Annotated in this window: 22 protein-coding genes; 9 read left to right on the forward strand and 13 right to left on the reverse strand. The window is 61.9% G+C overall.

All coding sequences use genetic code 11. From position 1 onward, the window contains the following. Nucleotides 1–76 precede the first annotated feature (76 nt). The 4 genes from HY852_RS00415 to HY852_RS00430 all read right to left on the reverse strand — a co-directional run bounded on the left by HY852_RS00415 (nucleotide 77) and on the right by HY852_RS00430 (nucleotide 3,001). Nucleotides 77–1,045, reverse strand: coding sequence for a hypothetical protein (locus HY852_RS00415; protein ID WP_291601575.1), 969 nt, complete (start codon nucleotides 1,043–1,045; stop codon nucleotides 77–79). Beyond that, a complete protein-coding gene (locus HY852_RS00420; RefSeq protein ID WP_291601578.1) occupies nucleotides 1,042–1,293 on the reverse strand; it encodes a DUF6074 family protein in 252 nt (83 codons plus the stop codon). Before HY852_RS00420 ends, HY852_RS00415 begins: the two co-directional genes overlap by 4 nt. Beyond that, on the reverse strand, nucleotides 1,286–1,510 hold the full coding sequence (locus HY852_RS00425) for an AlpA family transcriptional regulator (protein WP_291601580.1): 225 nt from the start codon (nucleotides 1,508–1,510) through the stop codon (nucleotides 1,286–1,288). The genes HY852_RS00420 and HY852_RS00425 overlap by 8 nt, the downstream gene beginning before the upstream one ends. Nucleotides 1,511–1,750: 240 nt before the next feature. Next, nucleotides 1,751–3,001, reverse strand: a complete 1,251-nt coding sequence (locus HY852_RS00430) for a site-specific integrase (protein WP_291601582.1) — start codon at nucleotides 2,999–3,001, stop codon at nucleotides 1,751–1,753. A gap of 504 nt (nucleotides 3,002–3,505) precedes the next feature. Here HY852_RS00430 and HY852_RS00435 point away from each other — a divergent pair. Continuing rightward, the gene (locus tag HY852_RS00435; RefSeq protein WP_291601584.1) at nucleotides 3,506–4,618 is read left to right on the forward strand and encodes a hypothetical protein; all 1,113 of its coding nucleotides are present in this window, start codon (nucleotides 3,506–3,508) and stop codon (nucleotides 4,616–4,618) included. A gap of 18 nt (nucleotides 4,619–4,636) precedes the next feature. Beyond that, on the forward strand, nucleotides 4,637–4,930 hold the full coding sequence (locus HY852_RS27875; protein WP_367116299.1) for a hypothetical protein: 294 nt from the start codon (nucleotides 4,637–4,639) through the stop codon (nucleotides 4,928–4,930). Nucleotides 4,931–5,165: 235 nt separating this feature from the next. Here the strand turns inward: HY852_RS27875 and HY852_RS00445 are convergent, their stop codons facing one another. Both HY852_RS00445 and HY852_RS00450 read right to left on the reverse strand, forming a co-directional pair. Further along, nucleotides 5,166–6,431, reverse strand: a complete 1,266-nt coding sequence (locus HY852_RS00445) for a DUF1236 domain-containing protein (protein ID WP_291601586.1) — start codon at nucleotides 6,429–6,431, stop codon at nucleotides 5,166–5,168. 142 nt (nucleotides 6,432–6,573) lie between these two features. After that, nucleotides 6,574–8,610, reverse strand: coding sequence for an NAD(+) synthase (locus HY852_RS00450; protein WP_291601587.1), 2,037 nt, complete (start codon nucleotides 8,608–8,610; stop codon nucleotides 6,574–6,576). A gap of 777 nt (nucleotides 8,611–9,387) precedes the next feature. Here HY852_RS00450 and HY852_RS00455 point away from each other — a divergent pair. Beyond that, nucleotides 9,388–10,143 (forward strand): CBS domain-containing protein, encoded by a 756-nt coding sequence (locus tag HY852_RS00455; RefSeq protein WP_291601589.1) that lies wholly within the window; start codon nucleotides 9,388–9,390, stop codon nucleotides 10,141–10,143. A gap of 17 nt (nucleotides 10,144–10,160) precedes the next feature. On the opposite strand, the gene HY852_RS00460 is transcribed toward HY852_RS00455, so the two are convergent. Both HY852_RS00460 and pncA read right to left on the reverse strand, forming a co-directional pair. After that, a complete protein-coding gene (locus HY852_RS00460; RefSeq protein ID WP_291601631.1) occupies nucleotides 10,161–11,207 on the reverse strand; it encodes an alpha/beta fold hydrolase in 1,047 nt (348 codons plus the stop codon). 136 nt (nucleotides 11,208–11,343) lie between these two features. Beyond that, nucleotides 11,344–11,970 carry a bifunctional nicotinamidase/pyrazinamidase gene (gene pncA, locus HY852_RS00465; RefSeq protein ID WP_291601591.1) on the reverse strand — a complete coding sequence of 209 codons (627 nt, stop codon included), beginning with the start codon at nucleotides 11,968–11,970 and terminating at the stop codon, nucleotides 11,344–11,346. Nucleotides 11,971–12,235: 265 nt separating this feature from the next. On the opposite strand from pncA, the gene HY852_RS00470 reads away from it, so the two are divergent. The 3 genes from HY852_RS00470 to HY852_RS00480 are packed head-to-tail and all read left to right on the forward strand — an operon-like array spanning nucleotide 12,236 to nucleotide 15,586. Further along, nucleotides 12,236–13,642 carry a GH1 family beta-glucosidase gene (locus tag HY852_RS00470; protein ID WP_291601594.1) on the forward strand — a complete coding sequence of 469 codons (1,407 nt, stop codon included), beginning with the start codon at nucleotides 12,236–12,238 and terminating at the stop codon, nucleotides 13,640–13,642. Then, nucleotides 13,639–14,631 (forward strand): glucokinase, encoded by a 993-nt coding sequence (gene glk / locus HY852_RS00475; RefSeq protein WP_291601596.1) that lies wholly within the window; start codon nucleotides 13,639–13,641, stop codon nucleotides 14,629–14,631. Before HY852_RS00470 ends, glk begins: the two co-directional genes overlap by 4 nt. A gap of 7 nt (nucleotides 14,632–14,638) precedes the next feature. Beyond that, nucleotides 14,639–15,586: a 1-phosphofructokinase family hexose kinase gene (locus HY852_RS00480; RefSeq protein WP_291601598.1), complete on the forward strand. Its 948-nt coding sequence runs from the start codon at nucleotides 14,639–14,641 to the stop codon at nucleotides 15,584–15,586. On the opposite strand, the gene HY852_RS00485 is transcribed toward HY852_RS00480, so the two are convergent. Then, nucleotides 15,570–16,703: an SbmA/BacA-like family transporter gene (locus HY852_RS00485; protein WP_291601600.1), complete on the reverse strand. Its 1,134-nt coding sequence runs from the start codon at nucleotides 16,701–16,703 to the stop codon at nucleotides 15,570–15,572. The genes HY852_RS00480 and HY852_RS00485 overlap by 17 nt on opposite strands. Nucleotides 16,704–16,843: 140 nt before the next feature. Here HY852_RS00485 and ppsA point away from each other — a divergent pair, with 140 nt between their 5' ends. After that, a complete protein-coding gene (gene ppsA / locus HY852_RS00490; protein WP_291601603.1) occupies nucleotides 16,844–19,282 on the forward strand; it encodes a phosphoenolpyruvate synthase in 2,439 nt (812 codons plus the stop codon). A gap of 12 nt (nucleotides 19,283–19,294) precedes the next feature. Here the strand turns inward: ppsA and HY852_RS00495 are convergent, their stop codons facing one another. Together HY852_RS00495 and HY852_RS00500 are read right to left on the reverse strand one after the other, a co-directional pair. Then, the gene (locus HY852_RS00495; RefSeq protein ID WP_291601605.1) at nucleotides 19,295–19,486 is read right to left on the reverse strand and encodes a hypothetical protein; all 192 of its coding nucleotides are present in this window, start codon (nucleotides 19,484–19,486) and stop codon (nucleotides 19,295–19,297) included. 130 nt (nucleotides 19,487–19,616) lie between these two features. Beyond that, nucleotides 19,617–20,513, reverse strand: a complete 897-nt coding sequence (locus HY852_RS00500; RefSeq protein ID WP_291601608.1) for an NAD(P)/FAD-dependent oxidoreductase — start codon at nucleotides 20,511–20,513, stop codon at nucleotides 19,617–19,619. Between the two features lie 701 nt (nucleotides 20,514–21,214). On the opposite strand from HY852_RS00500, the gene HY852_RS00505 reads away from it, so the two are divergent. After that, nucleotides 21,215–21,472, forward strand: coding sequence for a hypothetical protein (locus HY852_RS00505; RefSeq protein WP_291601610.1), 258 nt, complete (start codon nucleotides 21,215–21,217; stop codon nucleotides 21,470–21,472). A 174-nt stretch (nucleotides 21,473–21,646) separates the two neighbouring features. Here HY852_RS00505 and HY852_RS00510 read toward each other — a convergent pair whose 3' ends face one another. After that, the gene (locus tag HY852_RS00510; RefSeq protein WP_291601611.1) at nucleotides 21,647–21,913 is read right to left on the reverse strand and encodes a PilZ domain-containing protein; all 267 of its coding nucleotides are present in this window, start codon (nucleotides 21,911–21,913) and stop codon (nucleotides 21,647–21,649) included. Between the two features lie 335 nt (nucleotides 21,914–22,248). Next, nucleotides 22,249–23,064, reverse strand: coding sequence for a Spy/CpxP family protein refolding chaperone (locus HY852_RS00515; RefSeq protein ID WP_291601613.1), 816 nt, complete (start codon nucleotides 23,062–23,064; stop codon nucleotides 22,249–22,251). A 436-nt stretch (nucleotides 23,065–23,500) separates the two neighbouring features. Between HY852_RS00515 and HY852_RS00520 the strand changes: the two genes are divergently transcribed. Further along, the gene (locus HY852_RS00520; RefSeq protein ID WP_291601615.1) at nucleotides 23,501–24,841 is read left to right on the forward strand and encodes an extracellular solute-binding protein; all 1,341 of its coding nucleotides are present in this window, start codon (nucleotides 23,501–23,503) and stop codon (nucleotides 24,839–24,841) included. Nucleotides 24,842–24,895 lie beyond the last annotated feature (54 nt).

Here is a 24,895-nt window from a genome sequence, read left to right on the forward strand (position 1 = left end):
AAAAATTGCGCGAGTGAGGACCAACGCGGTCGGCGGCCCAATCGCGTCCAGACTTTTGACCCCCATACCCCGTCGGTCAGAAATCATCGTCGCGCCTCGGGGTGTGCAGGCCAACGGACATGGCAGCAGACCTGCTGATTCCGTCCCCTCTCGTTGAGCGTGCGAGCACGTCGAGGATGTCTTCGCCCTCGAGGTAACTCCTAATGCCTTCGGACGCGCTGCCGGCTCTCGACTGTTGCTGTACGAATTGAGGCTCGGGTTCGTCCAACCAACGTTCATCATTCAGCCACGCTGCTGGGTGCTTCGTGTACTTGGGATCTTGGTTGATCCGCGCTGCTCCGTAGCGGAAGACACCGGTCATAATGTCTTGGAGCGCGGCTCCCTTTTTCAACGCCTTCATGAAAGCCTTTCGTGCCGCTCCTTTTCCGACGCGCTTGGGATACTGCTTCCAGAAGTCCTCAAACGCATCTCGGGTTGTAGTATCTCCTTCTCTGTTCTCTTCGGTGTTCTCTCCTTCTCTGTTACTTGTGCGGATGGTCGTATAGGGTTCGCCCGGCTCAGTTTCGGGTGTTCGTTCGGCTGAGCGGATAGGGTTGGCTTGTTCGAACCCTGGATTCTCGGCGGGTGTTGCAACCCGCTCCGGCTGGCGCTTGTTCGCGTTCGGGACGGCTGTCACACTTTCCGCCTTGGGAAAGATCAGTTCGTACTGATTGCGATGCCGTCCTCCAGAACTGTGTCGTTTCATGAACCCGGCACCTTCCAGTCGATTGAGCTGCTTGGGGATGGCCGTGACCGTCTTTGCAGTCGCGACCGCCAGGGCCTCGTAGGAGGGGTCGCACCGGCCGGTCTTGATGTTGAGATGGTTTGCCAAACTTGAGCCGAGGACCTTGTCGCCGTCGCCGATGGCGACAGACCGCAGGAGAAGACGTACCCATCGGTCGCGCTGCGCGAGCGTCTCAACAGACTCTCGTTGGTCGTCCCGCACTTCAGCCGCCGCCTCGACATGCTCGGATGGCTGCTGCTTGATTAGGGCGGGAAGGCTCATAGCCCGCCTCCTGGTCTGCCTAGTACCGACTTCCAGAGCGCGGCTCTGATCGCCGACTCCATCATCCGAGCCTCAGCGGCGATCAGTTCCTCGGCAACCCCTTTGCGACGCATCGCGGCGATCTGAAGTTTGATCTGCTGCTGAATGTGCCGCTCGCCGGCATCGGGGCTCAGTTCGGCGGCGCGCCAGGCCTGGCGCTCGATGAACGCTTGACGCCGCACGATGGGGAAAGGCACCACCTTACCCATTTTGAGCGCCTTGGGAGGCAGCCTTGTTGCGTTCGGCCCAACCCTGCGGATCTCGCTTCCAATTCGCGATCTCCGACCGGTGCGCGGCGTTCTTCTTGGGCGACAGCTTGAAGTACCTCGGAAACAGACCGGCCTTCTGCATGCGCCAAATGGTGGGCTGAGAAAGTCGAACCTCTCTCTCGACTTCCTTAGACAACATGATCTCGGAATCACTCATCGCGAACACCTCCAATCTCGGTGGTCGCTCGACAGCGCGCCCAACCTGGAAAAGACGGACCCTGCTGCCGCAGGGCTCGCTGAAATCAGCGACTCGCCTTTCTGGTTGCGCACACTTGCGCGCTGGTTCGGCTTCAGAGGGAGAAGCTGGGCGGGATTATGCCGATCGCCCCAACGCAGAAATCAATCCGCGTTTCAAACCGTCAGTAACTGAATTGATTTTATCGAAAGATGGTAGATGTTAGGCGGCCAACTGAATGTCTTCCGATGAAATATGCGGTGGCGTATGGCTTCCGACGTAGACCGCCCAGGCATCCATTAGTGCGCGGCGCTTTTTCAAAGCATCGCCGCGGCGATACGCCCGTTCAGAGTCATCTCCGACCAAGTGCGAGAGCGCGGCCTCAGCAACTTCGCGGGCGAAATCCGTCTCGTCGCCGGCCCAGTCGCGGAAACTCGAGCGGAAGCCGTGCACTGTGGCCTCTTTTTGCTTCGCCCGGCGCAGTGCTTGCGTAAGGCTCATATCGCTCAATGGCCGCCCGGGCTTCGCCCCGGGAAAAACGAACGCGCTTTGGCGCTTGCCGGCAATGCGCGATGCGAGCTCAAGAATCTCGATTGCGCGGGCGCAGAGCGGGACACGATGTTCTCGCCCTTCTTTCATGCGCTCGGGCGGGACCGTCCAAACTGCGTTTACGCGGTCCACCTCTGTCCAAAGCATCTCCCGGACCTCAGTCGATCGGCCCGCGGACAGAATTGCGAACTCAAGCGCTAAGTTCGACATCGTGATGTTCTGCCGCAGGTGATGCACGAACGCCGGAACGAGCGTGTACGGCATCGCGGGAAAGTGGCCGCGGTTGGTTTTGCTCCGGCCCGGAAGGATCAAGTCCAAATGACCCCGCCACCGGGCCGGATTCTCGCCCTTGCGGTGGCCCTGGGCGCGCGCGGCATCAAGTACCCGCTCTATGCGGCCCCGCAGCCGCGAGGCCGTGTCCGGCTTCGCCTGCCAGATTGGGCGCAGGATCTGGAGGACGTGGTCGGTCTCGACTTTGTCGACGCGGCTGTCGCGGACCACTTTGCAGTAATCAAACTCGGATGGATTGCCCTCCGCATCTCTCCCGAGCAGGGTCATGTACCATTGAGCGGCGTGCTTCTCGTTTTTCCAGGATGGCCGCATGGACTTGATCAGAGCCTCCGCAGCCTCGCCAAACGTTGGAACCGACTCCTCCGCGCGGCGAACCTCGATCGGATCCCGGCCGTCGGCGAGGAGCGCTCGGGCTGTCGCCGCCTTCTCTCGAGCCCGCGCCAACGGAACGTCACGCGCGGAGCCCAGCCCCATTTCCCGCTGCCGTCCGTTTCCGGTGCGGTAGAGGAATATCCATTTCTTCGCTCCATCGGGGGAGACAACCAGGTAGAGATTTCCGCCGTCGGCGTGGCGGCCGGGCGCCAGTTTCTTTGTGAGAGCGTTCGCGGGAAGTCGGTTGAGTTGTTTCGGCATAGCCCCAGCACCAGCCCCAGCAGCAACGTGAAATGTGCTGCATTAATCAGAGCCGATTTGGACTGTGCCGACAAGACGCCGCGCCGAAAAACGCTTTGCTTTGAAGGGGTTTGAAATCTCCTGAACTGAAAAGAATTTCTAAGTGCGAACCTCACCCCTTCCGCCACTGGCAAGCCGGAGCGCTCGATGCGCTCCCGCGGTTTCCATAGTCCCCGACAGGTCCCTGCCTGCATTCGCGCGACCGTCACGTAACTGGGTTAGCGCACCTTGGTCATCATGCCGGGGGTTCTGAGCGACCAGGCTTCCCGGAGGAGCGGAACTGGCCGTCGCCACCCTCCGCGTGCCTCCCTCCATCTCAGAGAGTGCCTTCTTCAGCCATTGCTGCAACTCAGATTGAGGTGGTGGCCTCAGGTGCCCAGGTTTTGATCCTGATCAATTCACGTTGGCCAGACCAGGGTGAGCATGCGCTCGGCGGCTGGGACTCGATCCGAGAGGAGAATGGTCATGGCCGTCATTGTCGGAACGTTGGCAAACGAGATCTTAGCCGGGATCAACTTCGACCCCACGAACTTCGTCTTTGGCGAGGGCGTCATTGACTTCTTCGAAACAGGGGGAAACGACGCCGTCATCGGCGGCAAGAGTTCCGAGAACCACCTGTATGGCGACTCGTTTTTGATCGAATTCGCAACCGGTGGAAACGACATCGTTGTCGGAGGCGACAATTCCCTGAACTTCGCGTGGGGCGACGCCGAGCAGTTAAGGCTTTCAACTGGCGGTGATGATGTCGTCATTGGTGGCCACAATTCCGAGAACCACCTGTGCGGCGAAGGGGCTGTGATGTCTCCCAGCTTCCCCGCTCCGATCTATACGATCGGTGGAAACGATACAATCATTGGAGGTGACAACTCCCAGAACTTCGCGTGCGGCGACGCCGAGACGATGATTGCATTTTCACAAGGTGGCAATGATACGATCATAGGTGGAGCAAACTCCTTCAACGACTTGCGCGGAGACGGTCTCGGAGAAGGCGCAAACGAATTCCGTGGCTGCATCGGCGGGGACGATCTGTTGATTGGCGGCACTAACAGCACAAACTACATGTACGGCGACGCTGGCTTGCTGTTTTTTGGGTCGATCGGAGGCGACGATACGTTGATCGGCGGCGTGGGCGGCATCAACTACATGTACGGCGACGGCCACACCATCAACGAAACTATCACCGGAGACGACCGCCTGGTGAGCGCCGTGCGTACGACCGATCATATGTGGGGTGATGCGCAAACCGTGGAGGACAAGGTCTCACTCTTTGGCAAGAACACGTTTGTGTTCTCACCGCACAACGGCGTGGACTACATTTACGACTTCCATCAAGGTCAGGATACCATCGAACTGGATGGTGTCTTTAATATTCCTCTCTCGGAGCAGGCCCAAGCGCATATTCCGCCGCAGGCGGCAGGTCACCTGCTCGCATCGTTCTCGGATCTTGATATCCAAACCGTGGACACAAATGGAGATCAGTTTGCCGATAGCAGCCTAATTCAGCTCGGCCAAAAGAACAGCATTACGGTGTACGGGGTGACACAACTTACTGAGGCGGATTTCCACTTCCTGGTGTGAACTTTAACGTCAGTCGCGTTGGGAGCGATCCTGGAGCGGTGCGGCCTCGCCGAGGACATGCTGGCTTCGCTGGGCGAGCTGTTCGGCCTGATCCGCTGCGGCGTGGTGCCGTGGATAGGGCTGCTGGTTATCATGGTCGCGATCGTCATCGCCTTCCCCGCTACCGTGACTGCCCTGTTGGACGCGCCGACGAACGTCGATCCGGAAGGTGAAGATCGAGATTCCCCAGATAGAACCGCCACCGCCAATCAATTTCGATCCGCCGCTGAAGTAGACGTTAACGCGCCGCAGGTGCCGCGGTCCGGCCCGTAGTGATCCGGGATGGATGCACTCTGGGATTCCAATTAAGCCACGCCGGTTGGTTCGCGACCAATCATCCGGGCATCACCTTCTTGCGGCCCTGGGGTGGGGGACGAAGCCGCGAGGCCCGGACTCCTAGGCTCCGGGCCTCGCGCATTTAGTCGATCAGTCGCGCTGGGCGACCTGCGCACCTACTCCCGCGGGACCTGGCGCGGCGCTCCCCACCCGCCTTGCCGCGTCTCCCGCCTTACCGTGTCTGCGGCTCGATCGTGATGGTGCAATCGCCCTGCCCTTGCGTTGCAACCACGATGTCGCCCGCCGGGGCGCCGAGCGCGATCGGTTGAGACGAGCCGCCATCCGGCATCTGCACTGTGACTGCGATCGAATCCTGCCGTGCGGTCGAGCCGACTGTCGTCGGGGACACTTCGGCAAGGTTGCCCGACGCGTCGCGTCGCATGATCCGACAGGGTGCGCCGCCGCCACCCGTAGTTGCCGCCGCCGTTGCGCCGCCGCCGCGGAGCTCTGCGCGCGCCCGAGAGGGATCGCGCGGGATCTGACTGACGATACGATGCGTGCGCGGCTCGACAATCACGATGTCCTCCTCGGTCGCGAAGTAATCGTACCCGCGGTACGCTGGCTCGATCGAGACGATCTCCGGCGGCAACCGGTGCAGGCGCACGCGCCGGGGGATCTGCTCGCCGACGCGGATCGAGATGTTCAGGTTGCGCTCCGGCGCGGCGAGCCGTTGCCGGCTGATCGTCTCGGAGATGCGAACCTGCTTGTCAGGCGAAATGCGGGCCTGCTGGTTGATCTGGGTCTGGCTCGTCGAGGTGCCGGACGGCACGTTTTGGGCGTCGGTGCCGGCGGGTTGACGCGTCGTTTCGGTCGCGGTCGCCGGCCGTTTGTCTTGCTGCGGCGCGCCCTGCTGCTCGGCCGAACCCCGCGACGGCTCGCCACGCTGGTCGCGCTCGTTCTGGGTCGTGCCTTGGCGTCCGGACTTCGTCGCTTCGGTGCCGGCCTTCGACTTGTCGGATTCGGCGGTCGACTTCTGCGCACCGGACTTTTCGCCCGTTTCAACATCGGCCTTTGGCCTCTCACGCTGCTTGACACTCTCTGCCTCGCGGCTGCCGGGGCGGGATTCCTGCGCCTGCTCTTTCTGCTTGGCGGGCCGATCGCGCTCGGCGGATGGCGATGGCCGGCTCTTGTCCTCGGCGCCCTGCGGGCCCGAGGGGCCCTTCTGCTCACGGGCGACACCCTTCGTTCGCTCTTCCCGCGCTTGGCCTTGCGCTCGCTCCTGGGCACCTTTCGCGGACTCTTGCTTTGGGGACTCTTGGGCCTTTGTGGACTCCTGGGGTCGTTCCTGCCTTTGCGATGCAGCGCCTTGGGGCGTCTTGGCGGGCTGTTCCGTCCGCTTCGGCTCGTCGCGCTTTTCGCCCGGAGCTTGGGCCAAAGCGTAGCCTGACGCCAGCATCAGGCAAATGGTTCCAGTCGACAACAGCAGCTGCTTGCGCATGTCCTCTCCTCCGCGGCGCGCAAATGGACAACGAAAGCGAACGTCCGCTGCCAATGAAGGTTCCTTCGAGAGGAGAGGAGAGGACAATGCGAAGGCCTACGGGTTTCCGATGTCCGGTCAGAAGTGCTCTGCCCCAAGCGCGTCACGCCTTGGGTACGTTGCGCTCCAGGTCTTCCAGCCAGGCGGCGGCACTGGCATCGGACGGCGCGCGCCAGTCTCCGCGGGGCGACAACGAACCTCCCGCCGATACCTTGGGTCCGTTCGGCATGGCCGAGCGCTTGAACTGGCTGAACGCAAAGAAGCGCCGCACGAAGACCTCGAGCCAGCGCCTGATCTCCGCGAGCGTATAGGCGCGACGACGATCCTGCGGGAAAGCGGCCGGCCAGTCGCCCTTGCCGACGTCCTGCCAGGCCTGCAATGCCAGGAACGCGATCTTGGACGGCCGGAATCCAAAGCGCACCGTATAGAACAGATTGAAATCCTGCAGTTCGTAGGGACCGACGGCGGCTTCCGTGCTCTGCGGCTTCTCGCCGGCCTGAACCGGCACGAGTTCGGGGGAAATCTCCGCAGCGAGAATCGCACCTAACGTGCGGTTGACGTCGTGGCTGAACTCTTTCGAGGCGATCACCCAGCGGATGAGGTGTTGGATCAGGGTCTTCGGCACGCCCGAATTGACGTTGTAGTGCGCCATCTGATCGCCAACCCCATAGGTGCACCAGCCAAGCGCCAGCTCGGAAAGGTCCCCGGTGCCGATGACGATCCCGCCATGTTGATTGGCAAGGCGGAATAGGTAATCCGTCCGCAGTCCCGCCTGCACGTTCTCGAAGGTGATGTCGTAGAGCGGTTGGCCTTGGCCGAAAGGATGGCCGATATCCTTGAGCATCTGGGTCGCGGAGGGACGAATGTCGAGCTCCTGCGCGCTGACTTGAAGCGCGCGCATCAGGGCCAGCGCGTAGCTCTTGCTCTCGGTGCCGGTCGCAAATCCGGGCATGGTGTAGGCAAGGATGTTCGTCCTCGGCAACCCGAGCAGGTCGACCGCCTTGGCCGTGACGATCAGGGCGTGGGTCGAATCGAGGCCGCCGGACACGCCGATCACGACGCGCTTGGTGCCGATGGCGCGCATGCGCTGCACCAGGCCGGCGACCTGGATGTTGTAGGCCTCGTAGCAGTCCTGCTCGAGCCGGCTCTCGTCGCTGGGCACGAATGGAAAGCGCTCGACTATCCTGCGAAAGCCGATGTCGTCTGCCGGCGGCTTGAGCGAAAACCTGACCGTCCTATAACTGCCGGCCCGCTGCCTTCGGTTGTCATCGAACGTTCCCATCAGCGCACGTTCCTGCCGCAACAGGTCGAGGTCGACGTCTGCAAGCGTGATCTGCCCGCCCTGGCGGAAGCGTTCGCCTTCGGCCAGCAGCACGCCGTTCTCGAAGATCGAAGTCTGGCCGTCCCAGGCGAGATCCGTGGTCGATTCGCCGGCCCCTGCGGCGGCGTAGATGTAAGCCGCCAGACAGCGTGCCGAACAGGATTGACACAGCAACGCGCGCGAGCGCGCACGTCCGATCGTGATCGGGCTGCCGGAGAGATTTGCCAGCAGGGTCGCGCCTGCCAGCGCGAGCTCGGACCCAGGGGTGACCGGGATCCACATATCCTCGCAGATCTCGACGCCGATGGTGAGGCCGGTGACATCGTCGGCTTCAAAAAGGAGATCGACACCGAATGGTGCCTTCATCGCGCCGATCGTGATTTCCGATCCGCTCATGCCGGCACCGGAGGCGAAGTGGCGGCCTTCATAGAATTCGCGGTAGGTCGGCAAATAACTCTTCGGCACAATTCCGAGAATGCAACCGCGATGGATGACGACGGCGCAATTGTAGATGCGAGCGGCAAAGCGCAGCGGCGCGCCGAAGATCAGGACCGTCATCAAATCGGCGGACGCCTCCACGATAGCGGCAAGCCCACGCTCCACAGCATCCAGGAGCGGATCCTGCATGACGAGGTCTTCGATCGCGTAGCCCGAGAGACAAAGCTCGGGAAACACGGCGACCGCGACTGACTGCTCATGACAGGCTCTCGCCGCATCGACGATCGCCGCGGCATTGGCGGTCGGATCGGCAACCTTGGAGGTCGTGACACAGGCCGCCACACGTGCGAATCCCTGGCGATAGATTGAGCGAAAAGTCATTGAGAAGGGCAGCTCCTGTTTGCGTCCGGACCTACACGATAACGTTCGACATGAGACGAGCGATCGCCGAGTTCATCATCCTGCATTCGGTTCGCAGAATGTCTCTGCATCATCGCATACGCTGTCCACACGTTGACCTGGATCAATGAAGAAATTTCGCAGATGTGAATGATGAATTTGCGTAAACATCCTCCCTACTCCACTACGGCCGCCAGGACTGCCCAAGCCTGACGGCCTTTTTTTGTGGACGCAACAGCGCGCTGCGCGTCGGTCGCGTGGCAGGTGTTCCCCAGGCCAAACGCCATGCCAATTCACTTCGCTGCCGGACCGTGCGCGAATGCCCGCGCAGTGGAAAAAGCAGACGCTGCTGCGGACAGACGCGTTGGATCATCTGCTCCGAAAGTATAATTTGGGTGTATTAGTCAAATGCCAACCCATGCCATGGGGTGCGGATGGCATCGCGTCCGCTGCGGTGGCGGGCTTGAGGCCCCGGGCTCGATTGGGCCCACCTCGCCAGGTTCCAGTTGCTGAGCTTGCCGCCAAACCAAATTTGATGTGCTGAAACTGCGTCGCGACCATAAGGTCGGACAATCCACCCGTGGAGAAATCGGCCTGCGCCACGGAGGACGCAAGCGAACCGAAAGTGATCGCGATCAAATGACGTTTGTGACCTCATGTCGCCTCCCGCGCGCCAGTTAGGCAACCGGCGCGGTTACCCCTGATCAAGAGCAGCCGTCCAGACCAGACCAATTCTGTTTGCTCATTGGAGATCATTGCATGCGCGCGCACCAGATCATGTCCCGCCAGGTGATCACGATCGGCCCTGACGCCTCAGTGGCTGATGCCATCGACACCATGCTGGCACATCATATCTCCGGCCTTCCGGTCGTGGACAAGGACGGCAGGCTGGTCGGGATCCTGTCGGAGGGCGATTTCATCCGCCGAGCGGAGATTGGTACCGAGAGAAAACGAGGCCGGTGGCTCATCATGTTGGCCGGCGCGGACCGGGTCGCGCTCGATTTCGTCCGCGAGCACGGCCGCAAGGTGCAAGAGATCATGACCGAGGCGCCGGTCACGATCAGGGAAGATACCTCGCTCGAGGAGATCGCCCAGATCATGGAATTGCAGAAGGTCAAGCGCGTTCCGGTGATGCGCGACGACCGTGTCGTCGGCATCGTCACCCGTTCGGACTTCCTGCCCGCAATCGCCCGCCTCTCTCAGATGAAGAGCGACCCGGATGGTGACGACGAGATTTGCAACGCCGTGGTCGACGCGATTGCGGCGATTCCCTGGGGACCTCGCGGCCTCAATGTTACCGTGACCGATGGCATCGTTACGTTAAGGGGCGTCGTGAGAAGCGAGAACGTCCGTAAAGCGGCAGTCGTTGCCGCGGAAAACGTTCCGGGTGTCAGAAAGGTCGAGGATCTCTTGTCCAAGCCGGCACTGTACCCCGCCCCGGAAGACGATTACGGCGGCGGCGATATCGTGTCGCTGCAGGAAGAGCCGTCCACCACCGACGACGAGCCGTTGTAGCGATCGCGCCGGAGACGTCAGGCCGGAATTGTTCGGGCACGAAATCCGGCCGGCTCGCTCCCAAGCCAACCGGCGATGTGGCGCCACGAGCCGGCGTGGGTCCCGGCCCCCATGAACAGGCCGAGATGATTGCAGGGTTCGATCACGGTGTGCATCAACGGCGCCGGCGTGCCGAGCAGTTGCGAGGTAGCCAGCGCCTGCTCGGCCGGAACGACCTCGTCATTTCGTCCGACCACGAGGAAGACCGGTGTCTTCAGCTCGTGCAGATCAATCGGACGGCCGAGCGCCACGAACCGTCCCGTGGCGATGCGGTTCTCGCGAAAGATCCAGTTGATGACCTGGCGATAATACGCTCCCGGCAAGTCCAGCGTTTCTTCGTTCCACTGCCTGAAGCGTTCGAGCAATTCCCTGCCGTGTAGAGCCTCGGCGGAAAGGAGAGGCCTTTGCAACGTCGCCTCGATTTCCACGTTGCTCAGCGATGGCGACCAGAGATTCAGCATTTCTTCGCCGCTGACGTTGCCGCCTCCGCGTGCGACCAGTTGCTCCAACACCGCTTGCGGCATACTTCGGGCGACCTGTGACAAGGTGGATTCGATCGACAGGTCGACGGGCGCGCCGACCAGCACCAGGCGACGGACCTTTTCGGGAAAGCGCGCGGCAAAGACCAGCGACAGCCAGCCACCCTGACACAAGCCGACAAGATCAACCGGCGAGCCGAGGTCGTCGACAGCGACGTTGAGATCGCCGAGATAGCTGTCGATGGACAGATAGCGCATGTCAGACGAGGCCGAACGCCAATCGGTGACGTAAATTCGATCGAGACCTGCCTGTCGCAGGCTCTCCACGATGCTGTGACCGGCGGCGAAGTCGGCGATTTGCGCTCGGTGCAACGCACAGGGCGCGCAGATCAGGACGGGGCGTCCCGAGGAATTTCGCGAGAAATCGCGCAGCCGCATTGTCGAGAGTTCGAGCGCGACCGTGTTGGGAGAGGTCCAGGCAAGGGCCGATTCACGCGAGCCCCGCGCGGAATTGCCATGATCAAGCCAGGACAGATATGCATCCATTGCCACCTTTGCCGCGGCAAACGGCCACTGCAAGGGATCATGCGCCCAGGCAGCGCCTGGCTCCGCTTGCTTTGCCCCCTTGTCCGTTTGCCGTTCCAAGCCCTGCTCCTCCCATGTTGCCGGCCCTGCGGCCAGCTCAGAAGAACGCTTCGATACTGACCACAGGTATGCCGAATTCCTTCAAGCTGTGATGGGTCGCCGCCACGGAGCCGTCGATATCGATGCCGCGGCAAGCATCCTCAATGACGGCCACCTCCAATCCGGCCTTGCGAGCATCCTCCGCCGAAAAGCGGACGCAAAAGTCGAACGCAAGGCCGACCACGAATACCGTCTTCAGTTCGCGCTCGCGCAAATACCCGAGCAGCCCCGTCGGCGTCTTATGGTCGTTCTCGTAAAAGGCCGAATAGGAATCGATATTCCGGTGGATTCCCTTGCGGATGATGAGGCTCGCCTGCGGAACCTGCAGCGACTTGTGAAACTCGGCACCCGGAGTTCCCTGAATGCAGTGGGCAGGCCAGAGCACCTGGGTCCCATAATCCAGTTCGATCGTATCGTGCGGCCGCTTGTGCGGATGATTGGAAGCGAAGGAGACGTGGTCACGCGGGTGCCAGTCCTGCGTCAGGATCACGTTCCTGAATCGCTGCGCGATCCGATTTACGGCCAGTACGATCTTTTCCCCGCCGGGAACCGCCAGCTCTCCGCCCGTGCAGAAGTCATTCTGCACATCGACGACGAGAAGCACGTCCCTCTCGGAAATCTTCATCGCTGATCCCTATTGTGCATGTGCGAGGCTCGCCGCCGGCGGACTTGCTCGCCCGCAAGTATCTATTCAGCTTATCACAGGCCTTCTGTTGACCTCGGTCAAAACCAGCTGACCGCCGGTGAGCTTCCCTGTCGTTCCGGTTCGATGGGCCGTGCTGATCTGCAAAGGGACTTCCCGAGGTTGTGGGAGGCCGACGTTCACCAAATTTCAGCAACCTGGCGTCAATTTAGCCGTGTTCCAAACGTGATTCCCCAGGCAGCCAATGATGACAGCCAAGAGCAACTCGCAGACACGACGGGCCCTTCACAGCCCGAAATCCGGCTTTCTCTGGGGCGCTTCAACTTCCTGCTTCCAGATCGAGGGCGCCGCGCACATTGACGGCCGCGGTGACAGCATTTGGGACGTGTACTGCCGCCAGCAGGGTCGCGTGAAGGATGGCGATACCGGTGAGGTGGCCTGCGATCATTACCACCGCTATGCGGAGGACGTTGCGCTCATGCGCGACATGGGTCTGGACGCCTATCGCTTTTCCATCGCGTGGCCGCGGGTGCTGCCGACAGGACGCGGGGCCGCCAACGAACCGGGGTTGGCGTTCTATGACCGGCTCGTCGATGCACTGCTTGCAGCGAACATCGAACCCTGGATCTGCCTTTACCACTGGGACCTGCCGCAGGCGCTCGATGACGTCGGCGGCTGGCAGAATCGCGATATCGCGGGCTGGTTTGCCGATTATGCCGCCCTCATCGGCCGCCGCTATGGCGATCGCGTCAAGCGCTTCGCCACCTTCAACGAGCCGTGCGTCTTCACCCTGTTCGGGTATGGGTTTGGCTGGCATGCGCCTGGGATTGCCGACAAGGCGGCGCTGCACAAGGCGATCCATCACGTGAACCTGAGCCATGGTGCGGCCATCGACGCGCTGCGGTCGGCCGTGCGCGACGTTTCCGTCGGGGCGGTCCACAATCGTCAGCCTTGTTATACGGCCACGCCTGGTCCCGATGATGAAGCGGCTGCGCGCCGCTTCTCGGTCTATTGGAACGACGCGTTTCCCCATCCGCAGCACTTCGCCTGCTATCCCCCTGCTCTCGCGGAGGCGATCGAGCCCTACCTGCGGCCCGGCGACATGGCGCAGATCGCGCGTCCGGTCGACTGGTTCGGCCTCAATCATTACTCGCCGCATTACATCAAGGCGGATTCCAATCTGCTCGGCGCGACTTTCGGCGCGCCGCCTGCGGAGGTACCGCGCACCTCGATCGGCTGGCCGATTGTGCCCGGTGCGTTCCGCGACACCCTGCTCGACCTGCACCGGCAATTCAGAGTGCCGATCTACGTCATGGAGAATGGCACGGCCTCGGAGGACCAGTTGGACAGCCGCGGCGCCGTGCAGGATGACAACCGTATTCTCTACCTGCGGGCGTATACGGATGCGATGAACGAAGCCATTGCCGCCGGAGCCGACGTTCGCGGCTATTTCGTATGGTCCCTGCTCGACAACTTCGAGTGGGGTTCGGGCTATTCGCAGCGGTTCGGCCTTGTTTACGTCGATTTCGCCACGCAACGTCGGATACCCAAAGCATCCGCGCGATGGTACTCCGACGTCATCGCGGCGAAGCGGAGCGCACGGGTTTCCGTAGCGGCTCATGTTCCAGCGGAGGCGGTAGCCGCACAATCATGACGAGCGGCGGTACGGCACATTCCGACCAGGCCTTGCTCGCCGATATCGGCGGCACCAATGCGCGTTTTGCCCTGGCCCGCGGCGACGAGATCGGCCCGATCGAGTACGCCAGGGCCGCGGACTTTCCGGGGGCAAAGGAGGCTATTGCAGCTTTCCTGGAACGGCACGCGGCGAGCGGAACGGTGAAAGCCGCCGTGCTCGGCGTAGCCGGGACCGTGGAGAACGGCCGTGCCTTTCTGACCAATAGCGGCTGGATCATCGATCGCGCCGAGCTCCATGCCGCATTCGGCATCGACACCGTCCACGTTCTCAACGATTTCGAGGTGCTGGCATGGTCGCTGCCGGCGCTGAAGTCGGACGATCTGTTTGCTCTGGGTTCGCAAGAGCCGCTGCCGGGCGCTCCCATGCTGGTTCTCGGACCGGGCACCGGGTTCGGCGCCTCCTGCCTCGTCGCGCGGGACGGCTCGGAGATTGCGATCATTACCGAGGCGGGCCATGCGACGCTGCCGGCGGCCTCGGAGCGCGAGGAGCGGGTGATCGACAGCCTGCGGCAGCGCTTCGGTCACGCGTCGATCGAGCGAGCCGTTTCCGGGCCGGGCCTGCTTGCCCTGTACGAGGCGCTGGCCGCCATCGAAGGCGTCAGCGCGCCACAGCGCGACGCAGCGGCGATCACGCAGGCCGCGCTAGACGGCAGCTGCGTGGTCAGCGGTGCCGCGCTCGAGATGTTTTGCTCCTTCCTCGGTACCGTGGCGGGAAACCTCGCCCTCACCTTCTGCGCACGCGGCGGCGTCTACATTGCCGGCGGCATCGTTCCGCGCTTTCCGGACTTCCTCGCCCGCTCCAGCTTTCGAACGCGCTTCGAATCCAAGGGACGGTATGAAGGCTATTTGCGAGACATTCCCACGAACATCATCATCCGGCCCGATGCAAGCTTCGTCGGGCTCAAGACCTTTTTCGACCGTCGCATAGCCGGCCGATCACCAGTTTGAGGATACCATGAGCGATATTGTGACCATCACCGTCAATCCATCGCTCGACCTTTCGACCGAGGTCGAAAAGATCATCCCAGTGGCGAAGCTGCGCGGTACCACGCAGCGACATGATCCCGGCGGCGGCGGTATCAATGTCGCCCGCGTCATCAACAGGCTGGGAGGTGATGTCAGCGCGATTTATCCCGTCGGCGGGGTAATCGGAGACTTGGTGCGCAAGCTGCTCGAAGAAGAGGGGGTTGCGAGCCAAACCTTCCGGATCAAGGGCGAGACGCGGCAGGATTTCTTCGTCCACGAAATCAGCACCGACCAGCAATATCGTTTCATCCTGCCCGGACCTCGGCTCGTCGACAGTGAATGGCAGGAATGTCTGAAGCTGATCGCCGCGCTGGAGCCATTTCCCCGGTTCGTGGTGGCGAGCGGCAGCCTGCCCCGCGGAGTCCCCGATGATTTCTACGCGAGGGTCGCGCGGATCGCCAAACAGCGCGGCGCAATGATGATCCTCGACACTGCGGGGCCTGCGCTCGCCGCCGCCGTGTCCGAAGGACTCGACATGATCAAGCCGAACCTGCGGGAAATGCGCGATCTGAGCGGGGTCGAGGCCACGGATGAGTTGGAGTGGGAGGCTGCCGCCAGGGAGATCGTCCAAGCACTAAGGGTCAGGATCGTGGCGTTGACGATGGGACATTTGGGGGCGGCCCTGGTCACACGGAACCAGGTCCTGCGGGCGCATCGCCTGCCCGTGACTCCGCTCAGCGCCGTCGGCGCCGGCGACAGCTTCCTGGGGGCGCTGGTGCTACGACTCGCACAGGGAGCGGATATCGTGGATTGCTTCCGTTACGCCATGGCGGCTGGCGCTGCAGCCCTTCTCCATCCGGGAACCGACCTGTGTCGGCCGGATGATATCAAGCGGCTTGCCGAGCAAGTCGACATGGAAGTCATGGAAGTGGCGTAAGCGACCCAGCCTCGATCCCGACCTGATCGATCTTGGCCGCCGGGCTGTGATGGTTGAGGCGGTCCAACGAAATCAACAATCGCCCCACCCTCTCGACGGAAGAGATCCAGTCCGCCACGCGCCCGTAATTGTCGACGAGGTAGTTGAACGAGCTCTGTACCAGCGTGAAGGCTGCGGCCGCCTGGGTGAGTTCTCCAAGCGTCATCGTTCCCGCCAGGAATTTGGGGGCGCACAGGATCAATCCTATGATCGGCGCCAGCAATGAGTTGCCATGGGAAACCAGGGTCATGCGCATCAGGCGCCAGCAGAGGCGCCGCCACTGCTTCAGCACATTCCGCACCGCGTCGTGAATGCCCTCCTTCACACTCGACTCGTCCTCTTTCGGAGCGTGGCCCTCGCCGATGTCCCGCAACTGGTGCGCCGCTGTAATCAACTCTGCCTCGGTCTGGTTCTTGGTCTGGATGACCTGTGTCAGGGGTGAACCGACCAGCACCATGGTCCCGGTGATCAGGCTCGAATAGAGCACCACGCTGATGACGAGATACCCCGGAATCCGGGCGCTGAGGCCGAAGGCGTTGAAAGTAACATCACCTCCGACCCCCCACAGGACCTGGATGAAGATGAAGGCCGTTAGCAAGGAAGAGACCGCACCCAGCGCCAGATCGATGGGCGCGTCAGTTGCTATCCTTGCGTCTTCGGCGATACGGTATTCGGGTATTTGCAGCTCCGATTGAACCTGAGCCAGACGGGCATACCGCTCGTTCTCGGTCCAGTACTGGATCAAGTGATTGGTCAGCCATTTGCGCCACATGCGCTGTACGGTCATCCGCCCCCAGACCGAGGTGACGGCGAGTGCGATAGAAGCGCCGCAAAGCGGAAGCAGCAGCAAAGCCTGAAATTGCAGGCGTCCCGGATCCCGGCGCTCGAGGGCGTCAAAGAAATCGCGGTTCCAGTAGTTGAACCGAAACTGCACGTAGAGCTGCAGCCCGACGATCGAGAGCAGCACCACGCAGAGCAGCCAGACACGCCATGCCCCAAGGCCGCGCCAGAAGCCTGAAGCGCTTGCCCAGAACCGGATCCAGTCTTGACGGGGGTCTGTAGTGGTTTCGACGGCCATGATTCTCTTCGCAAAAACCTCTAGAGCAGATCACCCCGCAATGGTTGATCTTTCGCAAATGCCGGAACCGCTCAAGCGGCCACATTCGCCAGCTAATCGGCGCGCGGTTGCCGATCCATGATGCAGTGCGGAGACCCGAGATGACCAGCCCCGATTACGTGCGGTGGTTCAAGGATATCGGATTGGATTACGTCCCCCTGGTAGGCGGCAAGACCGCTTCGCTCGGCGAACTCTACTCCGAGCTCTCGTCTCAGGGTATCTTGGTGCCTAACGGCTTTGCGCTCACGGCCGAGGCCTACCGCCACGCGTTGACCGAAGGTGGAGCGTGGCAAGAGCTACGCAAGCTGCTCGGCTCCATTGACAAGCGGCGCATTTCCGATCTCGCCAGACGCGCTGCCGCGGCCCGTGCCATCGTCTACGCCGCCACCGAACGTGAGGACCTGCGTCGCGAGGTTGCCAGCGCCTATCGGCAGCTCGAGCAGGAATACGGCGCCAATGTCGCGGTTGCCGTCCGCAGCTCTGCGACCGCGGAAGACCTGCCCAACGCCAGCTTCGCTGGACAGCACGAGAGCTACCTCAACGTCCGCGGCGCGCGCGATCTCTTCGACGCTTGCCGGAACTGCTTTGCTTCGGTCTTTACCGACCGGGCGATTTCCTATCGTATCGACAACGGCTTCGATCACTTCAAGGTGGCGCTATCGGTCGCCGTCATGAAGATGGTTCGTTCCGATCTCGCCGCCAGCGGCGTGATCTTCACCCTCGACACCGAGTCCGGATTCCGTGACGTGGTGTTCGTGACCGGAGCCTACGGACTTGGCGAGAATGTCGTCCAGGGCGCCGTGGAGCCGGACGAGTTCTACGTGCACAAGCCCACGTTCGAGGCCGGCTTCCGAGCGGTGCTATCGCGCCGGCTCGGCGGCAAGGACAAGAAGATGGTCTATGCACGAGGCCACGCGACCACACGCAACATTACGACATCTCGCCGCAACCGCGAGCGCTTCTGCATTTCCGATGAGGACGTGCTCAAGCTCGCGGGCGATGCCATTGCCGTCGAGAAGCACTATTCGCGGCGCGCCGGCCACCCAATGCCGATGGATGTCGAATGGGCAAAGGACGGAGCCGACGGCGAACTTTACATTATCCAGGCGCGCCCTGAGACAGTCGCCTCGCGCCGCACGCCGGATGCCCTCGAGAACTACATGCTCAAGTCCAAGGGAACGCTTCTTGGCGAAGGCCGTGCGGTGGGAGAAAAGATCGCATCGGGCAAGGTTCGCCTGATCAAGCGGAAGCAGGACCTTCATGCGTTCAGGTCCGGTGAGGTGCTGGTTGCGCCGGCCACGAGCCCGGATTGGGAGCCGGTGATGAAGATCGCCTCCGCCATCATCACCGAACATGGCGGTCGCACCTGCCATGCCGCCATCGTGGCAAGGGAGCTCGGCGTTCCTGCGGTGGTCGGGATCGAAAATATCACCGCAAAAGCCAGGAACGGAATGGCTGTGACGGTCTCCTGCGCCGACGGCGAGGTCGGACACGTCTACGCCGGCAGCCTGCCGTTCGAAGTGGAGCGGGTGTCGATCACAAACCTGAAGAAGCCCCGCACCGAAATCATGGTCAATCTCGGCAATCCGGAAATCGCGTTCAAGACTGCCCTGATGCCAAGCGACGGGGTCGGCCTGGCGCGGATGGAATTCATCATCAACCAGCACATCGGCGTCCACCCCATGGCGCTCGCCATGCCGGAGCGGATCAAGGCGCCGAGAGACCGGCAAGCGGTCAAGCAGCTTACCCGCCTTCACAAGAAGCCCGCCGATTTCTTTGTCGAGCGGCTGTCCGAAGGCGTGGGGACGATCGCGGCGGCATTCTACCCGCGCCCGGTGATCGTGCGGCTATCCGATTTCAAGACCAATGAATATGCGAACCTGAAAGCCGGGGCAGACTTCGAGCCTAAGGAGGAAAACCCGATGCTGGGCTTTCGCGGCGCGGCGCGCTATGCGCATCCCGCCTATGCGCCGGGCTTTGCCCTGGAATGCGCGGCGCTCCGCCGTGTGCGCGACGAGATGGGGCTCACCAACCTCAAGATCATGATCCCGTTCTGCCGGCGCGTCGAGGAAGCACGCAAGGTGATCCAGACGATGGGTCAACACGGCTTGCAACAGGGCGACGGCGGCCTCGAAATCTATGTGATGTGCGAGATTCCCAACAACGTCATCCTGATTGACCAGTTTGCTGCGCTATTTGATGGATTCTCGATCGGGTCGAATGACCTCACCCAGCTCACCCTCGGCGTCGATCGAGACTCCGACATCGTCGCGTTCGATTTTGACGAGCGCGACCCCGGAATGCTGGAAATGCTCAAGCTTGCCGTGACCGGTGCCCGGCGCAACAAGCGCCATATCGGCATCTGCGGCGAGGCGCCGGCGAATTATCCGGAGATCGCCCGCTACCTTGCGCAGCTGGGGATCGATTCCATCAGCGTCAATCCATCGAGTCTCCTGCGGACCATCGCGGTCGTCCATGATGCCGAGCAGGCGATCGAGACCGACAACGTCGTAGAAGCCTCGCCGGCCAGGAGAGCCTGAAAAGGCCCGGCGTCAGGCCGGCTCGCCTTCGTCTGTCTTCTGCACGCCGGAGTGGAGCCGTTTGAGGGCTTCCCTCACCTCATCGTCCTCGATCACGTCCTGAAGATGCGGCTCCTCTTCCAGACGCTCGTCCTGCTTGGGGTCGTGTGGCAGATGGGCGGGTATGCCTTCCTTGCCGGCGACCTGATCCTGTGGGCGGGCCATTTCTCCCTCGTGCTTGCTCGATCGGCGGCGCTGATACGGCCGCCAATGTGCGCCAGAATGATCTGTCTGGCCGTCCTCGTGTTGACGAAGGTCAAGCGGTTGCCGGGCGGCGCGCGAGGCAACCCGCAGCTCAGGCAAACCGCCGCGGGAGGCTGTTATGGATCGCGCAGGCGGCGACCGCAGCGTGGCCAAAAGCCACCGCGATCTGATGGAGATCGGTCACGACGTCGCCAATGCCATAGAGATTGGAAACCGTGCTGCGCTGATGGTCGTCCACCTTCAGGAAAGCGCCTCGGTCGTGCGCTGCACCAAGCGCGAGCGCAAGATTTGAGCGCACATCGGCCCCCATAGCGGGATAGAGCACGTCGAACTCCGCCAGCTCCGCGCTGTCACTCATGACCTGGACGCGATTGCCGCGCCGGCTCAGCCTGGGGCGTGGGGCCATCAGCATCCCCACTCCCGCCGCGACCAGCCGACCGGCGACTTCGCCCTGCGGCAGCTCGTCCGTGGTCAGCAAGGTGACGTCCCGCGAATAGTCGCGCAGAAAGAGTGCCTTGCCGGCGGAATGCTGCCATGGCCCGATAACGGCGATGCGCTTGCCAGTCGCCTCGAAGGCGTCGCAGATCGGACAGTAACGCAACAGTCCGTCCCGGACTGCGGTTTCCCAGTCTGTGAACGGTGGCTGTGTGTCGACGATGCCGCTGGCAAGGATGACCGCCGACGCCCTCGCCTCGCCCCGATCCCAGGCCGCGCTAAAGCTGCCACCATTCTGCCCCAAGGCCGCAACCTCGGCCTTGATCATCGGCACCCCGAGATCACTGACCTGCTGCTGCATGCGGGCCAGCAATTCCGAACCCGAAAGGCCGTGGGCGAAACCCGCAACGTTATGGCTGCGAGGAATCAGCGCGGCGCGGCTTTGCCCGGCATCGACAAGGCAGACCTTGCGCCGGAAGCGGGCGAGATAGATCGCCGCCATCAGGCCTGCCGGTCCGCCACCAATGATCAGACAATCGAATGAGGCTTGCATGTGAGCTCGCTGGTTGGCTGGACAACGCAGGAAGCGAGCCAATTGTGCCATTTCGCCGTACGGCGCCGGCCGGTGCTCATTGCGGGCTGCTGGTTGATCAAACGAGCCAGGACGCCGAATGTGATCGTGCAAACGGGCGCCGGGCAAATATCCCCTGACACAGGACAGGAAACGAGGCTCGGAGTGCCTAGGAGTCCGAGCCTCGTAACCGGAACAACCCCCGCGCGAGAGCCACTCGGTATGTTTTAGAATTTACACCGGTACGCCAGAGAAGCCTTGACATGGCGCAAGCTCTCGCCGTTCTCGTGAATCGGCACCAAAGCGAGCGCCCGAAACTGAGCGGAGATCTGGCAGCGCATAGGCTCTTACGCAATCGCAAGCTTGGTGCCGTAGGAGCCGTGGCCGCCGTCAACTGTCGACACATATTGACTGCCGCCTGCCGCCCGCTTCAACGGTCATCGGTGTCGACTTTCACCTTCGGGAAGACGATCCTGCCACGATAGCTTGCCCGTCGTTCACGTCGAAGACGCGGACGTAGTAGTCGCTCGAGGAAGGCGATGCCGCCGCGCCTTCCACGAGAATTGCACGTGGTTCCGCGAGAAACCCACAGCTCTTTTCACTTCGCAGCCCTAGCTGCCCTTGCGCATTTCCAAGCATTGCGAAACACTCGCGACGTGTAGCGTATGTAGCGGGGGCGTGACATGCGTAGCGAGGAAACGGAATTTGACTATGATCGCTATCGGCAACTGTTGGCCGACGCGGTCGACGAGAAGAAGAGACTGGCACTGATCGAAATCCTGATCGAAGAGCGGGCCAGGGACCGTCTCGCGGCGCAACGTGCGTCGGACCGCGCGGGCATGACGGCAAGGACCATCGCTAACGTTCTGGGCAGTGCCGCCAATCCGAGATCGGGTTCCGTGCCGCTGCGCCCTGTCGGTGCGCAACTACAAATCCGTTAGGACTTTCGCCGTCCGACAATCACGCGTTTGGATGAGGACCGTCTCACCTGACTTCACCGGGGGTCCTGCGCCAGCGGCGTGGCGTCTTCTGGCGATCGATGCTTCAAAGCGGTCGCATTGGTTTGTTGCCTCAGCCTGATTGACGCTCGGCCACTGGCCTGAGCGAGGATGATTTCAGTGCGCCTCAGGTTCTTGCGGCGATGCAACGAAGGCGAGTCCGATCCGGTTCTTCTGGATCCACACGACCCTGCAGTCACGAACCGACGAATCCCTAGCCATAATCAGTCGAAACCGCGGCGGAATAAATGCCGGGTTCTCGACGTCAATGGCGGCGCCCGCGACGGACATGTTCGTGACCGTGCAGCTCATCACGGAACCGCCCGACGACACATATGCCGGTTCGTCGATTTGAATTCGTTGGTGTTTTCGCTTTTCTTCCATCAACTTGAGCCCAAAAATACCCCGCCTTGCGAGCGGCAAAAAACCTGAGCGAAATGGCGCCGTCCTCGACTTCGGCACCCCTGCCGAGGCACTCATCGCCGACAGCGTACCGAGAGTTCCCGATAAGGCCCTCAGTCAGCCATGACTCAGGCGTGAATCGGCCAGCGTTTCTTCAACTTTGCGTGACGAATAAGAGAAGCCGCGCCGCTGCGGCAGGATAGCCGGGCGCCGCGCCTTCCACCTACCCCAGGGCATGGCTGCCTGGCTATTCGCGGCGCGGCAATGGAGCGATGTCAACGAGCAGATCCTTGGTCTAGCAATGCCACTCGCGTTTGCTAATCCAGCCCCCGCTCGTGGCTGAGGCGCACCATTTGCTGGATGAAGATTTGCTTCTGCTTGTCGTCAAGGGTCGCATAAAGCGGCTCGGCGGCATCGGCGACGCTGCGCTGGTCGGCGGCCCGATCGACCAAGAACTGGGCCTCATTGCGCATCTGCTCAACGATGTCGTCCGGCGGATCACGCTTTGCACGCGCGACGCGCAGGTTCAGGCGTTCGGCACCGTTGTGACCAAGATAGTGCATCGCGCTGCTGAAGTTGTACCAGTGCTTCTCCTGTTCTGGCGTCAGATTCAATTCCGTCTTGATGCGTTCGATATAGGCGTCGCTATTGGCGACGATCTGCTCGGCTGTGAGTTGCGGTTCGCCTTCCTGGGTGAGTACCGTCAGCTGCTTGGCTGGCGGCTGGCCGGCCTTGGCAGCCGTCGGACCGTGGCCCTTGGAATTGGCGCCCGTCGGGCCGGTGCTCTTGGAATTGGCGCTCTTGGCATTCCCTTTGGCATTATCCGACTTGGGATCTGCCTTGGCATCTGTCTTGGAGGAGCCCTGCGGTTTGTTCCCGCTCGGCGCGGCCGGTTTATTGTCGACGACACCGAGCACGCCAGTCACGGCGCCGACGACGCCACCGATCGCGCCGCCGAGTACCCCGCCGACGGGTCCTGCGGCCTTATTGCCTGCTGCGGCTCCCTCCTGAACGCCCTTAACCAGGCCTTGCGCGTCCGCCGCTGCGGTCACGCCCAACAACAGCACGACAACTGACCCGAGCGCGATGCACCATCGCAGAAGCGCGCGCACTGAACGCGTCAGGCTCATCATTCTAATCTCCATCGTCTGATCTATTCGCTTGGACTTCCGGGGAGAGACGGCAGGTGCTGCCGAGTCGGAATCTTAACGTTTTGGTTTAGTGCAATCCACCGGTGCCCTCGTTCAAGGAAAGTCTTGCCGCGAAAGCGGGTTATGCAGCGTTGACGCGAACTGCGGCGTAATTGCGCACCCCGCTTCATCGTTGGGGGAATACCTCCTGGGTGCAGCGCAACAACCTCAGCATGCTGAAAATGATAGCGCGCACATCCCCGCCGTCCTGGGCTCAACGTTAGTTCAAGAACTATCGCTACGGGATTTCTCGACAGGTGCGAACAATTCTGATTTGATCGCGCTACCAAATCTCCTCGCCTCGCGCGCGCTGCTCAGCGCGGGGAAAGAAGGAGCGCAAGAAAAACGAGAACAAAAATCAGATTAGCGAGGGAACGACATGTCACGCAGAAAACTGTCTCGACGACAATTTGTTGCTGCCACCGCGATGTCTTCGGCTGCGCTCATCACCGCGCCGTATGTGCGGGGCGCTTATGCCGCCGGCAAACTGTCGATCGGCTTCTGGGACCATTGGGTGCCCGGGGCCAACAAGGCCTCCACCGAACTGGTCAACGAGTGGGCCGCCAAGGAGAAGGTAGAGGTTACGATCGATTACATTCCGAGCCAGGGCAACAAGTTGCTGCTGACAACACAAGCTGAAGCCCAGGCGAAATCGGGACACGATATTCTCGCGATGTCGACCTGGTTGCCGCACGCGCACGCTGAGCAACTCGAACCCGTAAACGATGTCGTCGAAGCGGTCATCAAGCAAAGCGGCGACGTCAACGGCACCGTCAGATATCTGGGCCAGGCGGGAGGAAAATGGCTGGCTGTTCCTGCCTGCGTCGGCAGCCAAATCAAGGGCCCCTGCTCCCGCATCGACCTGATGAAGAAGCACGCCAACATCGACGTCCAGGCGATGTATCCGGCAGGCCAGGCGCCAAAAGCCGACGCATGGACAACGGACGCGTTCCTGAAGGCGGCCGAAGCTTGCCAGAAAGGCGGGGTTCCCTTCGGCATCGGTCTTGGTGAGACCAGCGACTCCGTCGATACCGTGGGCGCCTTCTTCCTGGCCTTCGGGGCGGAGGTCGTCGATGCCAAGGGCAACGTCGTCGTGAAGAACGACAACGTGCGGCAGGTCCTCGAATTCTACAAGAAACTGATGGCATTCCTGCCGCCGGATGCGCCGGCATGGGATGACTCCTCCAACAACAAATGGCTGGTTTCAGGCCGTGGCGCCTTGATCATGAATCCGCCGAGCGCCTGGGCCGTAGCCAAACGGGATGCGCCGCAGGTTGCCGAGCAATGCTGGACCCACGGCTTCCCGGTCGGTCCAAAGGGACGGTTCGCGCCATTCCTTCCCTACTACTGGAGCATCTGGAAGTTTGCCCAGAACAAGGAGGCCGCCAAGAGCCTTCTGCTGCGACTCTCGCAGCCGGATGCCATTGAGAAAATGGTCACTGCCAGCGGCGGCTACGACCTGCCGGCGTTCGAGAAGCTGACCACGCTCAAGACATGGGCAGAGGAAGGCCCGCCGAAGGGTACGCTGTACCACTACCCCAACCCGCACAAGCATCAGGTGCTGTCGATCTCCGCATCGCCTGCGCCGCCAAAGGTTGCCCAGCAGATCTACACGCAGGCCACCTTGACCAAGATGTGCGTGCGTTTCTACCAGGGCGAGCCCATGGAGAAGACACTGGCCTGGGCCGAGGGTGAACTCGAAGGCTTCATGCGGAGCTGAGGATCCCCGCCGCCGCGGCCTGTCCGAGTGCAAGCCGCGGCGGCATGCACCCGC

The organism is Bradyrhizobium sp. (genome assembly GCF_016213215.1).
Classification (GTDB): Bacteria; Pseudomonadota; Alphaproteobacteria; order Rhizobiales; family Xanthobacteraceae; genus Bradyrhizobium.

What these genes read in the sequence shown, in the direction of transcription:
- HY852_RS00415 (WP_291601575.1), bottom strand. Translation starts at nt 1,045, where the DNA reads ATGAGCCTTCCCGCCCTAATCAAGCAGCAGCCATCCGAGCATGTCGAG.
- HY852_RS00420 (WP_291601578.1), bottom strand. Translation starts at nt 1,293, where the DNA reads ATGGGTAAGGTGGTGCCTTTCCCCATCGTGCGGCGTCAAGCGTTCATC.
- HY852_RS00425 (WP_291601580.1), bottom strand. Translation starts at nt 1,510, where the DNA reads ATGAGTGATTCCGAGATCATGTTGTCTAAGGAAGTCGAGAGAGAGGTT.
- HY852_RS00430 (WP_291601582.1), bottom strand. Translation starts at nt 3,001, where the DNA reads ATGCCGAAACAACTCAACCGACTTCCCGCGAACGCTCTCACAAAGAAA.
- HY852_RS00435 (WP_291601584.1), top strand. Translation starts at nt 3,506, where the DNA reads ATGGCCGTCATTGTCGGAACGTTGGCAAACGAGATCTTAGCCGGGATC.
- HY852_RS00445 (WP_291601586.1), bottom strand. Translation starts at nt 6,431, where the DNA reads ATGCGCAAGCAGCTGCTGTTGTCGACTGGAACCATTTGCCTGATGCTG.
- HY852_RS00450 (WP_291601587.1), bottom strand. Translation starts at nt 8,610, where the DNA reads ATGACTTTTCGCTCAATCTATCGCCAGGGATTCGCACGTGTGGCGGCC.
- HY852_RS00455 (WP_291601589.1), top strand. Translation starts at nt 9,388, where the DNA reads ATGCGCGCGCACCAGATCATGTCCCGCCAGGTGATCACGATCGGCCCT.
- HY852_RS00460 (WP_291601631.1), bottom strand. Translation starts at nt 11,207, where the DNA reads ATGGATGCATATCTGTCCTGGCTTGATCATGGCAATTCCGCGCGGGGC.
- pncA (WP_291601591.1), bottom strand. Translation starts at nt 11,970, where the DNA reads ATGAAGATTTCCGAGAGGGACGTGCTTCTCGTCGTCGATGTGCAGAAT.
- HY852_RS00470 (WP_291601594.1), top strand. Translation starts at nt 12,236, where the DNA reads ATGACAGCCAAGAGCAACTCGCAGACACGACGGGCCCTTCACAGCCCG.
- glk (WP_291601596.1), top strand. Translation starts at nt 13,639, where the DNA reads ATGACGAGCGGCGGTACGGCACATTCCGACCAGGCCTTGCTCGCCGAT.
- HY852_RS00480 (WP_291601598.1), top strand. Translation starts at nt 14,639, where the DNA reads ATGAGCGATATTGTGACCATCACCGTCAATCCATCGCTCGACCTTTCG.
- HY852_RS00485 (WP_291601600.1), bottom strand. Translation starts at nt 16,703, where the DNA reads ATGGCCGTCGAAACCACTACAGACCCCCGTCAAGACTGGATCCGGTTC.
- ppsA (WP_291601603.1), top strand. Translation starts at nt 16,844, where the DNA reads ATGACCAGCCCCGATTACGTGCGGTGGTTCAAGGATATCGGATTGGAT.
- HY852_RS00495 (WP_291601605.1), bottom strand. Translation starts at nt 19,486, where the DNA reads ATGGCCCGCCCACAGGATCAGGTCGCCGGCAAGGAAGGCATACCCGCC.
- HY852_RS00500 (WP_291601608.1), bottom strand. Translation starts at nt 20,513, where the DNA reads ATGCAAGCCTCATTCGATTGTCTGATCATTGGTGGCGGACCGGCAGGC.
- HY852_RS00505 (WP_291601610.1), top strand. Translation starts at nt 21,215, where the DNA reads ATGCGTAGCGAGGAAACGGAATTTGACTATGATCGCTATCGGCAACTG.
- HY852_RS00510 (WP_291601611.1), bottom strand. Translation starts at nt 21,913, where the DNA reads ATGGAAGAAAAGCGAAAACACCAACGAATTCAAATCGACGAACCGGCA.
- HY852_RS00515 (WP_291601613.1), bottom strand. Translation starts at nt 23,064, where the DNA reads ATGATGAGCCTGACGCGTTCAGTGCGCGCGCTTCTGCGATGGTGCATC.
- HY852_RS00520 (WP_291601615.1), top strand. Translation starts at nt 23,501, where the DNA reads ATGTCACGCAGAAAACTGTCTCGACGACAATTTGTTGCTGCCACCGCG.